11 protein-coding genes are annotated in these 11,978 nt (G+C 38.1%); 6 read left to right on the forward strand and 5 right to left on the reverse strand.

What is annotated here, in order from left to right; translation table 11 throughout:
* Both trmH and recG read left to right on the forward strand, forming a co-directional pair.
* On the forward strand, positions 1 to 720 hold the full coding sequence (gene trmH / locus ABN099_RS13785) for a tRNA (guanosine(18)-2'-O)-methyltransferase TrmH (protein WP_349464432.1): 720 nt from the start codon (positions 1 to 3) through the stop codon (positions 718 to 720).
* Positions 721 to 727: 7 nt separating this feature from the next.
* Positions 728 to 2,815, forward strand: a complete 2,088-nt coding sequence (recG, locus tag ABN099_RS13790) for an ATP-dependent DNA helicase RecG (protein ID WP_349464433.1) — start codon at positions 728 to 730, stop codon at positions 2,813 to 2,815.
* A gap of 230 nt (positions 2,816 to 3,045) precedes the next feature.
* On the opposite strand, the gene gltS is transcribed toward recG, so the two are convergent.
* Positions 3,046 to 4,269, reverse strand: coding sequence for a sodium/glutamate symporter (gene gltS / locus ABN099_RS13795; RefSeq protein ID WP_349464435.1), 1,224 nt, complete (start codon positions 4,267 to 4,269; stop codon positions 3,046 to 3,048).
* 242 nt (positions 4,270 to 4,511) lie between these two features.
* On the opposite strand from gltS, the gene ABN099_RS13800 reads away from it, so the two are divergent.
* The 4 genes from ABN099_RS13800 (at position 4,512) to ABN099_RS13815 (ending at position 8,717) form a co-directional block, all read left to right on the forward strand.
* Positions 4,512 to 5,903, forward strand: a complete 1,392-nt coding sequence (locus ABN099_RS13800; RefSeq protein WP_349464436.1) for a uracil-xanthine permease family protein — start codon at positions 4,512 to 4,514, stop codon at positions 5,901 to 5,903.
* Between the two features lie 156 nt (positions 5,904 to 6,059).
* Positions 6,060 to 6,611, forward strand: coding sequence for a hypothetical protein (locus ABN099_RS13805; RefSeq protein WP_349464437.1), 552 nt, complete (start codon positions 6,060 to 6,062; stop codon positions 6,609 to 6,611).
* A 103-nt stretch (positions 6,612 to 6,714) separates the two neighbouring features.
* The gene (locus ABN099_RS13810) at positions 6,715 to 8,388 is read left to right on the forward strand and encodes an AsmA family protein (RefSeq protein ID WP_349464438.1); all 1,674 of its coding nucleotides are present in this window, start codon (positions 6,715 to 6,717) and stop codon (positions 8,386 to 8,388) included.
* 89 nt (positions 8,389 to 8,477) lie between these two features.
* On the forward strand, positions 8,478 to 8,717 hold the full coding sequence (locus tag ABN099_RS13815; RefSeq protein WP_349464439.1) for a hypothetical protein: 240 nt from the start codon (positions 8,478 to 8,480) through the stop codon (positions 8,715 to 8,717).
* An 82-nt stretch (positions 8,718 to 8,799) separates the two neighbouring features.
* Here the strand turns inward: ABN099_RS13815 and rluF are convergent, their stop codons facing one another.
* From rluF to yihX, 4 genes are all read right to left on the reverse strand, one after another.
* Positions 8,800 to 9,675: a 23S rRNA pseudouridine(2604) synthase RluF gene (gene rluF / locus ABN099_RS13820; RefSeq protein WP_349464440.1), complete on the reverse strand. Its 876-nt coding sequence runs from the start codon at positions 9,673 to 9,675 to the stop codon at positions 8,800 to 8,802.
* A 180-nt stretch (positions 9,676 to 9,855) separates the two neighbouring features.
* Positions 9,856 to 10,770: a fatty acid biosynthesis protein FabY gene (fabY, locus tag ABN099_RS13825; protein WP_349464441.1), complete on the reverse strand. Its 915-nt coding sequence runs from the start codon at positions 10,768 to 10,770 to the stop codon at positions 9,856 to 9,858.
* 33 nt (positions 10,771 to 10,803) lie between these two features.
* The gene (gene dtd, locus ABN099_RS13830; RefSeq protein WP_349464442.1) at positions 10,804 to 11,241 is read right to left on the reverse strand and encodes a D-aminoacyl-tRNA deacylase; all 438 of its coding nucleotides are present in this window, start codon (positions 11,239 to 11,241) and stop codon (positions 10,804 to 10,806) included.
* A gap of 83 nt (positions 11,242 to 11,324) precedes the next feature.
* The gene (yihX, locus tag ABN099_RS13835; protein WP_349464443.1) at positions 11,325 to 11,942 is read right to left on the reverse strand and encodes a glucose-1-phosphatase; all 618 of its coding nucleotides are present in this window, start codon (positions 11,940 to 11,942) and stop codon (positions 11,325 to 11,327) included.
* Between the last annotated feature and the right edge of the window lie 36 nt (positions 11,943 to 11,978).

The raw sequence follows: 11,978 nt of genomic DNA on the forward strand, positions 1-11,978 counted from the left end.
ATGAATCCAATTCGATATGCCCGCATCTGCCAAATGATGGCGATGCGGCAACCTGACCTCACGGTTTGCCTTGAAGAAGTGCATAAATCCCATAATGTTGCAGCCGTAATAAGAACTGCTGATGCTGTGGGTATCCCTAAAATTCATGCTATTTGGCCTGAAGAAAAAATGCGCATGCTGGTATCACCAGCAGCAGGCAGTAACAGTTGGGTAAATGTTGAAACACACCCAACCATTACAGATGCGGTCTCTTCATTTCGCAATAAAGGCATGCAAATTCTTGCAACCCATCTTTCTGATAAAGCAATTGATTTTCGTGAGATTGATTACACTCGCCCTACCTGTATTATTATGGGACAAGAAAAGACGGGTATTTCACAAGACGCTATCGCACTAGCTGATCAAGATATTATCGTTCCCATGATGGGAATGGTACAATCGCTAAATGTTTCTGTTGCTAGTGCGTTAATTTTATATGAAGCGCAACGCCAACGTCAGGCTGCGGGTATGTATAACCGAGCAGAAAGTACTTTAACACCAGAAGAGCAACAAATTTTATTGTTTGAAGGTGGCTATCCGGTGCTTGCTGAAGTCTCTCGTCGTAAAGGATTACCTCGCCCTTATATTAATAATTGTGGTGAAATTGAAGCACCCGATTTATGGTGGGCAGAAATGCAGATGACGCAAAAACAACTTAGGAAATTAAAAAAGACGGAGTGACTTTCCCATGAAAGGAAAACTGCTTGATGCAATCCCCTTAACCACTCTTCACGGCGTAGGTGCAAGTCAGGCAGATAAGCTGGCAAAAATAGGGTTAGTTACCATTGAGGATTTACTTCTTCACCTACCTTTACGTTATGAAGATCAAACTCATCTTTACGCAATAAGCGACTTACTTCCCGGTATTCCAGCCACCGTTTCAGGTGAAGTTCTGCGAACAGAAGTCAATTTTGGTCGTCGAAAAATGATGACATGCCAAATTTCTGATGGCTCAGGTATTCTTACTTTAAGATTTTTTAATTTCACTGCTGCAATGAAAAATAACCTTGCTCAAGGTAAACAAGTTACAGCCTATGGTGAGGTTAAACGAGGAAGCCGTGGTCCTGAAATTATTCATCCTGAATATAAAATTAAGGTTGCTGGTTCTGAAGTTCAATTACAAGAAACGCTAACACCAATTTATTCAACCACAGAAGGTTTACGACAAACCTCATTGCGTAAGTTGATTGATCAAGCGCTTGTGTTACTCGATACTTGTGCAATTAATGAATTACTTCCTGAGCAATTTATTCATGGTTTACCCCCATTAGCGACCGCATTACGTACATTACATACCCCTCCTCCTGATATTGAATTTGCTGAATTGGAAAAAGGGCAGCACCCTGCTCAAAAACGTCTAATTATTGAAGAACTCCTCGCTCACAATTTGGGGATGTTAAATGCCCGTGCTGGTGCGCAATCTTATCGTGCTGAGCCTTTATTTATGCCAGCCTCTTCCACATTACGTCAGCAATTTCTTGAAGCACTTCCATTTTCCCCCACAAATGCACAACAGCGCGTTGTTCATGAAATTGAGATAGATTTAGAAAAAAACTATCCCATGATGCGCCTCATTCAAGGTGATGTGGGGTCAGGAAAAACACTTGTTGCTGCACTAAGTGCATTACGCGCTATTGCAAATGGTAAGCAAGTAGCATTAATGGCACCTACAGAGCTGCTTGCCGAACAACATGCAATCACCTTTAGAAAGTGGTTTGAGCCCTTTGGTATTCAAGTGGGCTGGCTTGCCGGTAAACAAAAAGGTAAAGCACGCGAAACACAGCAAAACGCGATAGCAAATGGTGAAGTCTCCATTATTATTGGTACTCATGCGATTTTCCAAGAGCAAGTGAAGTTTCATTCTCTTGCTTTAGTCATTATTGATGAGCAACATCGTTTTGGTGTGCATCAACGATTAGCGCTATGGAAAAAAGGCGAAGAACAAGGTTTTCATCCTCACCAACTGGTTATGACGGCAACCCCTATTCCACGAACATTGGCGATGACCGCTTACGCTGATATGGATACCTCTATTATCGATGAGCTTCCACCTGGTAGAACTCCCGTTACGACTGTTGCTATTCCAGATAGTCGTCGTGATGAGATTATTGAACGAATTCGACTTGCTTGCACAGAAGAGAGACGTCAAGCTTATTGGGTATGTACCTTAATTGAAGATTCTGAAGTGCTAGAAGCCCAAGCGGCGCAAGTTATCTATGAAGAGCTCACACTAGCACTTCCTGAAATTAAAATAGGCTTAGTTCATGGTCGGATGAAACCAGCTGAAAAACAATCTGTTATGGCGGAATTTAAAGAAAATGAATTACAGCTTTTGGTTGCTACAACAGTAATTGAAGTCGGTGTCGATGTCCCTAATGCCAGTTTGATGATTATTGATAATCCTGAACGATTAGGATTAGCCCAATTACACCAATTACGCGGTCGAGTTGGACGAGGCGCTATCGCATCACATTGTGTGTTGTTATATAAAACCCCTTTAACGCAGACGGCTCGGTTACGTTTGCAAGTTTTAAGAGATAGCAACGATGGCTTTGTTATCGCGCAAAAAGATCTTGAAATTCGAGGACCGGGAGAGCTGCTAGGAACCAGACAAACAGGGAATGCTGAGTTTAAAGTCGCTGACTTATTACGTGACCAAGGGCTTATTCCTGAAGTACAGCGAATCGCTCGTTACTTACATCAACACTATCCTCAACACTCTCAAGCCTTAATCGAACGCTGGTTGCCCGCAAAAACACAATATAGCCAAGCTTAGGTTATAACAATTAATCGCTGTAGCGTTGTTTTAAGGCGCTAATAGCGGTTAATTACCCACTATCAGCATACATTACTTATATATCAATAAAATTCTCATGATATTAATCATCAATATCTCTGAGGGATAAATACCAATATAGATAAGTATATTTGCCTGCAAAATAAATAGAATAACAAAAGAAAATGCCACAGAAAATTCTGTGGCATCAGGGTGGGAAAGAGAGTTATTTATCCTACGATAGGGGTAATAGGAGTAAAGAACGGTAGAAGTAAATAGAGCTTAATAACTATCGCATTGACGATATCAATAAAGAATGCACCTACCATTGGAACCACTAAGAAAGCAAGATGTGAAGGACCAAAACGGTCTGTTACTGCTTGCATATTAGCAATGGCTGTCGGTGTTGCCCCTAAGCCAAAGCCACAGTGACCAGCGGCTAAAATTGCGGCATCATAGTTTTTACCCATAACACGGAATGTGACGAAAATGGCATATAACGCCATCACACCCGCTTGAACACCCAAAATAACAATCATTGGTAACGCGAGTGATGCTAACTCCCATAATTTTAAGCTCATCAATGCCATGGCTAAAAATAGCGATAAGCTAACGTTACCTAAAACAGAAACCGCTCTATCAAACACTCGATAAAAACCTAGCATTGATAAACTGTTACTTAAAATTACACCAATAAAGAGCACACAAACAAACGTAGGCAGTGAGAATGCTGTACCTTCTAATAGCTGAGATAAAAAAGTACCCGCCATTAAACAGATAGAAATCATTGCAATGGTTTCTAACAGTACCATTGACGTTATCATTCTACCTGTTGTTGGTTTCTCAAATGCTGTTGGCATTTCGTGATCATCAGCACCTAATCCTGGAGTAGGAATATTGCGGATTAAATAACGAGCAACAGGACCACCAATTAATCCCCCTAACACCAGACCAAAGGTTGCACAAGCCATTGCTACTTCTGAAGCACTCATAAAGCCATAGTTTTCTACAAAGGTTTTCCCCCAAGCAGCACCTGTACCATGACCACCCGATAAAGTAATAGAACCTGCAAGTAATCCCATTAAAGGATCAAGTCCTAACATTTTTGCCAATGCAATACCGACTGTGTTTTGCACTAGCAACAACCCAACAACAACAAATATGAAAATAAAAAGCGCTTTTCCTCCCGTTTTTAAGCTCGCGAGGTTTGCGTTTAAACCGATCGTTGCAAAGAAGGCTAGCATTAATGGATCTTTTAATGAAAGGTCAAAACTCACTTCCCAATCCATAAAAGATTTAAATACTAATAAAAGAACTGCAACAAGTAATCCACCTGCAACGGGTTCTGGGATCGTGTACCGTTCTAAAAAAGGAACAGATTTCACTAACTTACGTCCGAGCAATAAAACCAAAGTGGCAGCGACTAGCGTGCCATAAACATCGAGATGATACATTTATGTACCCCGTCTTATTTGTTAATTTTATATAAGAATACTACGACGCTACGTTCATCCATAAACAACGCCAAAAGCAGGTACCCCCGATTAGAAAAAAAATTCGCGACAAACACAAGTTAAAACATATAAAAATGTGAGCCCCTCATATTGCATTTTAAAAACATTAATCTTGCGCAAACGATTGCTTTTGTGGTGTAGATCATTAAAATACATTTTTTGTCGGATAAGAAATTCACATCATGGTTACATCAGAAAATCAAAAATTGCCACAAAGTAGTGATATTGCGAGTAAAGCGAATAGCGAGCTCCTTTTTGCTCTTGAAGAAAAGCCGCCATTACCTCAAACTCTTTTTGCCGCAGGGCAACATTTATTAGCGATGTTTGTCGCTGTTATTACACCCGCAATTTTAATTTGCCAAGCATTAGGTCTACCAGCACACGATACTCAACGCATTATTAGCATGTCCTTATTTGCATCAGGCATTGCTTCATTAATTCAAATTCGTGCTTGGGGACCCGTGGGTTCTGGATTGCTCTCAATTCAAGGTACCAGTTTCAATTTTGTTGCACCACTGATTATGGGTGGGTTAGCACTTAAGAATGGCGGTGCTGATATTCCGACGATGATGGCAGCGCTCTTTGGTACATTAATGGTTGCATCACTTACCGAAATTATTCTTTCTCGGGTACTGCACCTAGCAAGACGTATTATCACCCCTTTAGTTTCTGGGGTTGTAGTTATGATCATCGGGCTCTCTTTAATTCAAGTTGGCTTAACATCCATTGGTGGTGGTTACGCTGCTATTGAAAATAATACCTTTGGTTCGCCACAAAATTTATTACTTGCAGGTTCAGTACTCGCTGTCATTATTCTTCTTAATCGTCAAAAAAATCCTTACTTACGTGTTGCATCATTAGTTATTGCAATGGCGGTGGGATACATTCTTGCTTGGGCATTAGATATGCTGCCAACACCGCCAGCACATCAAGAAACCCCATTTATCACTATTCCTGAGCCTTTCTATTATGGACTTTCATTTGATTGGCATTTGCTTATCCCATTAATGTTAGTTTTTATGATCACCTCCCTTGAAACTATTGGTGATATTACTGCGACCTCAGATGTTTCAGAGCAACCCGTTAGTGGTCCTGTATATATGAAACGTATTAAAGGCGGTGTATTAGCCAATGGAATAAACTCCATGGTATCGGCATTTTTCAACACCTTCCCAAATTCATGTTTTGGTCAAAACAACGGTGTCATTCAATTAACTGGTGTAGCAAGTCGCTATGTAGGTTATTTTGTTGCAGCAATGCTTATCTTATTGGGATTATTTCCGTCAGTTGCAGAATTTGTGCAAAAAATTCCAGAACCTGTTTTAGGCGGTGCAACGTTAGTCATGTTTGGCACTATTGCGGCATCAGGTGTGCGTATTGTCTCTAAAGAGGCTTTAAATCGCAGAGCAGTGATGATCCTCGCTATCTCATTAGCAATAGGCTTAGGCGTATCACAACAGCCACAAATATTACAATTTGCCCCTGATTGGTTAAAAACATTATTGTCATCAGGAATTGCTGCTGGTGGATTAACTGCAATTATTCTTAATCTTATTTTCCCTCAAGAAAAATAGTTTCCAATAAAATAAAAATCGTAAAACGTTACTCTTCCATTATTAGAGTAACGCTTTATTTTAGATATTAAATCTACGGTCTTTTTACACAAGTATTCCTCTTCAAATTGCGATAATTAGTATGTTTACTCACGCTACCGACAAAAGAGAGATACTATGCCAACTCCACTTAATATTGTTAATAATAAAGGACGTCAATATCTTAAAAATCATCCATCAACTGAAAATTATCATATAAAAACAGTAGGACAATTTTTCACTTATTTAAAAGATTCGATTTTATTGTTATTTAATACAAATCATAAGTTTACACACTTAGGAAATAAGTCTATTCCTGAGTTCAATTTAAAACATATTAAGGAGGATTTAGCGACGTTTTTAAAAAACCCTTATCTTAATAAGTCACAATATAAAGATAAAGAGGGGTTTCTGGCATATGAACTTCAGTATTTACCAACACACGCGGGTATTCTCCCTAATTTTTACGATATTTATCGCTCAGGTAGTCTTGAACCTAATGAATTAATTTCTCAGCTTATTAACTACTATGGCAATAAGTTAATGAAAGAAGAATTAAATGATAAAGAACAATGGGATAAAACCTCTATAAGAGAAACATTGAGTGATATTGAAACCTATTTACTAGGGGAAAATACTCAACCCACGATCGAATTGAGAAACAAGATATCCACTATCATAAATGCATAAGCAGTTAAATAATCTTGTTTTATATAGTGATGAATACTTGAGCAAATTTCAATTTTCAGGCATAACTGTATAATCTTTTGGAGGGTAGTAAAACAGGAGAAGGATGATGCGTTGGCTGATGAAAAGTTTGGTATCTCTGATACTTATCGTCATTTTATTTATTATAATAATTTATGCTTTTATTCAGACCCAATGGGGAGCACAAAAGACCAGTGAGTGGCTAACCCAATACACTGATTACGATATTCATTTTTCGGGTGTAGAGCATAATTTTACTCAACCAGAACAAATCGTTGTACACGATTTACTGATTAACCAAAAACAGAATAAAACCACAGTTTCAGCCAAATCGGCACAGATTAAATTTAACTGGCAACTTTTTATCACCCCTTCTCACTTACAAAAAATCACCCTAGAAAATGGCAACATTGTTTTAGCTGAAACAACAACCGTAATCCCTTTAAGTGCTGATATTCTGCAATTTAAAAACATGGCATTAAGTAGCACTAAGTCAGATTTTTCTTTTACGGCTGAGAAAATCACAGGTGGTATTACTCCTTGGTATCCCACCCCAACAGACACTTTTGGTTCTGGACATTTTCAATTCTCAGTAGCGCAAGGAACTATAAATAATAATGATTTCAGTAACTTTATTATATCAGGTGAGTATAAGCCAAATGATATTAATATTGATAAGCTAGGCACGAGATTGCTAAATGGTACATTATCGTTAAATGGTCGCTATCAAGATAACCACTGGAAATTAAACGAAGTATATTTAAATGGTATACGTTGGCAGTCGTCTCAAACCTTAAATGAGTTAATTAATTCATTAGATAAACATCCAACAGTGAACGTAAGACTATTAAATATCGTAGATTTTACAGCTGAAGGTAAACAGTGGGCAGTTAGCGGATTTGATGGTAAGTTTTCTCAATTAGATATTGATAAAGCAGTCTCTTTTACCACCGGTGAATTTAACACCAATGACATTGTGATAGAGGATCAACACTTCACTGATGTTATTACCAAAATGAACCAACAAAATAATCGACTGAATCTCGATTCATTAAGCTTACGCTATGAAAAGGGGCTAATTAAATTAGCAGGCAATTGGGATCAAAATAGTAATACTTTAACTATTCAAGACGGTACTCTTTCAGGCATTTTATATACATTACCTGAAAATTGGTTATCTATTTTCTCCTCCCCTCTAAATAGCAAAATTCAAAATATTAATATTGAGCAACTCTCAATTAATCAATCCATACTTATTGATATTTCTCCCAACTTTCCATTTCAATTCACCGGATTAACCGGAAAACTGCAAAATCTGATCGTTGCAAAAGAGGGTGAATGGGGATTATGGCAAGGCTCAGCAATACTAAATGCTGATAGTGGAACATTAAACCGTATTGAAATACGTCGCCCTGATTTAAAAATTGTTACCTTGCAAGATAAAGCAATTGCAGAACAATTTTCAGCATTGATTGATGAAGGAATAGTTCGGGGATCGGCAGCATTAGTACAATCAAATAACCAAAGAACGTTTTCATTAATAGCGAATGGATTGAATGTACCTTTATCTATTCCCAATGTAATGGGATGGAAAACAGCACCATTGAATGAAAAAGGGCAATTTACATTAAAACTTAGTGGTAATTTACGGGCTGACCCCATTGTTCCTACATTGAATGGTACATTAGTTGGTAAAAAAGATGAGCAACAAATCATCAATTCAACAATGCAAAATGGTGAAATAATTAATAACTTATAATCTCTATTTTTAGGGGGAGCACGGATTGCTCCCTTAACAAAAAACGTTACAATGCATTATCTTCCCTGTTTTCTTATTGCGGAGTTTTCATGTCTGACGACGATTTTTCCCCACAAAAAATATCATTGACCGAGTTTCAACACTCTCCTTTAACTGCGCTTGAAGAAAACAGCACCGTTGAAGTTTGTGATGCTGATAAGACGCCCCTGTTTTATTGCCTTTCTAAACAAGATTATGATTCACTTATAGAGCGCGTTATGGATGCTGAACTTGCTGCCATTGTGCTTGAGCGCCGCCAAAAGAAACTTGATGAGCTCAATTTAGACTAATTTATATTTAGTTTTTATAGCGATGCAAAAAAAACACCTCACAAGGTGTTTTTTTATTCAGAATTGAAGTCGGCTAATACTATTAACGTTTTTTCTTTTTACGACCAGGCTGAACAAAGCGTTTACGAGAGTTATTTTCTGTCTCTTTTACTTTAGTTTGAGGAATATGTATTCCTAATGCTTTTGCATTACTGACCTGTTTTTTAGGTTTATCTTGTTTTGCTTTTGGGGCTTCTGAGCTCGATTTTTCAATAGCATCAAATAGCGTAACTAATTCATCATCGGTTAAATCACGCCATTCGCCAACAGGTAATCCAGACAAACTTACATTCATAATGCGAATACGTTCTAACTTAGTTACTTCATAACCGAAATATTCACACATCCGACGAATTTGGCGATTCAAACCTTGAACTAAAGTAATGCGAAACACCATTGGCGCTTCTTTCTTTACTTTACATTTTTTGGTTTTTTGTCCCATGATAGGAACGCCAGTAGACATACCATGAATAAATTCATCAGTAATTGGCTTATTAACCGTTACAAGATACTCTTTTTCGTGATCATTTCCTGCACGTAAGATTTTATTGACTAAATCACCGTGGTTAGTCAGGAAAATAAGACCTTGAGAGTCTTTATCTAAACGTCCTATCGGGAAAACTCGAGTACTGTGATTAACATAATCAACAATATTATCTTTCTCGCCATCATCAGTGGTACTCACGATACCAACAGGCTTATTTAGCGCGATTAAAACTAATTCAGAGTTATTCTCTGCTTCAATCAATCGGCCATTAACTTTGACTTCATCGCCAGCAAAAACTTGTGTACCAATACTGGCACGTTTGCCATTAACAACAACAAGCCCTTGCTCAATATAGCGATCAGCCTCACGCCGAGAGCAAATCCCACTTTCACTGATATATTTATTAAGACGAGTAGATAAATTGGTGTCCATGCTTCCCTCCGTAAACTGCGAAATATACATCAATTGGATAGCGATAGAAACTGTATAACATCAGCATTGGAGAATTGATCTTCTATGTTTATTTTTTTTAATAAAAAACGAACAAATTCAGCAGAAGAAATGAAAAGAAAAATAGCGATTTTTCATCAGATTAACGAAAAAACAGATGAGTTAGCACTGTTTGTTTTGTGATGGTAATACAATATAAGTACCGCTAAATATCGCGCCAACACTGTCATCACCACAAATATCAACATCAAGCTTGATCCTCGCCTTGCTGCCTTTTGCTAGTCTCCCCAAGTCTCCACTTAAGTTTTCCATATCAGCAATAGCTACAGGTCGCCCTGAGACAGGCTTACGATAGCGGATATGCGCATCCACCAGTACAATATCGCCTTGAAGCTTATACTCTTGCATCAACAACCAGATAAGTCCCCATCCTGTTAAGGTTGCTAAAGAAAATTGGCTTCCCGCAAAAATGGTATGGTGTGGGTTTTGATTTCCAGCTTCAGGAATAGTGGTATAAAAACGCGTTCCCGTATATTGCGTGATACGTAGCCCCATTTTTTCACTTAATGGGATATGTTGATGCCACTGTTTTTGTAATTCAGCACACCAATCTGGGCGATGTAAAATATCATCTAAAGACTCAATACTTTTTTTCATAAAGTAATGTTTAATTGGTGTTGTTTGCGGTCCCGTGACTAAACCGCAATTCTCATATCCTAACTTTTGAAAAAAGCTAACTGACTCTTCTCTCGCACTACATACAATTCGTTTTACGCCTTCTTGTCGTGCTAAAGATTCCAGCGCCATTGCAACAAGTGTTCCTAGCCCTTTACCTTGGGCATCAGTGCGCACTGCCATAAAACGAATAGCACCTTCATTATCTGCATTGATATAAAGCCGCCCTATCGCAACAGGTTGCCCATCTTCATCTACAACCATTTGATGAAGTGCAATAGTATCATAACCATCTTTTTCGGAGCCTTCAGGCTGATGTAATGGTTTACGAAGCATCTCCCAGCGAAAATAGTAATAGGCTGCAAATTCAGCCTCTGTTTTTGGGGTTCGTAAATGGTACATATCTGCGCTCCTCTAACATTACTGTCGTTGAAATTAAACCTGTAGCCAGAATGTCACGGGGCCATCATTTGTCAGTGTAATTTGCATATCCGCAGCAAATTGACCCGTTTGCGTCTCTAAACCTTGCTGCTGACACTGCTCAATAAAGTAGTGATAAAGCGTTTCGGCTAATTCTGGATGTGCTCCGTTAGAAAATCCAGGACGCATACCTTTTTGTGTTTCTGCTGCCAGTGTAAATTGAGAGACAACCAATAAACTACCACCTGCTTGCTGTACATTCAGATTCATTTTGTCATTTTCGTCACTGAATATACGGTAACCGCATACTTTCTCACACAGTCTTTTTGCTTTCTGTTCGTTATCTTCTTTTTCAACACCTAATAGAACTAATAATCCTTGATTAATCGCCCCTACCGTTTCACCCTCAATATCTACTTTTGCTTGTGTAACTCGTTGAATTAACGCAATCATGCTCTCTTCCTGATAAATACATGAAAAAATAAACCAATAAAAAAGGATAACAATTTCTATCGATTGCTATCCTTACGATATCATTATTCTTCCACCGGTAAGGTAAAATCGTGATCTTTGAAATAATCTATTACCGTATGTTTATCAATTACATGTACGCCTTTCATACCAACAGCAATTGCCGCATCAACATTTTCTTGTACATCATCGAAGAAAATTGCATCTTGCGCTTCAACATCTTCAGATTGTAAAACATATTTATAAATTTCCGGATCTGGTTTTCTCATGCCAAGATCTTGGGACAAATAAAGAAAATCAGCAGAAGCAGCGATTTCAGGATAATGTTGAGGCCAATAATCTTGATGTAGTCGATTCGTATTTGATAGCACTACAACCCGATGTCCTTGTTCTCTTAATTTATTCATTATATCAATGACTTCTGGGCGTAATGCAACAAAAATGGCATGCCATCCTTCAGCAAACTGTTCGAAACTCAAACTAATATCTAATTCTGAGCTGATTGCTTCAGCAAATTCTATATCTGTAATATTACCGCGTTCATGTAATTTAAAAGTTTCTCCTGCGATAAAGTTTCCTTTTAGGTTCGCTAATGGAACACCACTTAGCTTACTCCATACCGCGAATACCCGATTAAAATCAATATCAATAATCACATTACCCATATCAAAGATATAAAGCATAAATCCTCTCCATAATAGAAAACTCATTTTACTTTA

This window comes from Proteus hauseri, assembly GCF_040139125.1.
In the GTDB taxonomy this organism is placed as follows: domain Bacteria; phylum Pseudomonadota; class Gammaproteobacteria; order Enterobacterales; family Enterobacteriaceae; genus Proteus; species Proteus hauseri_B.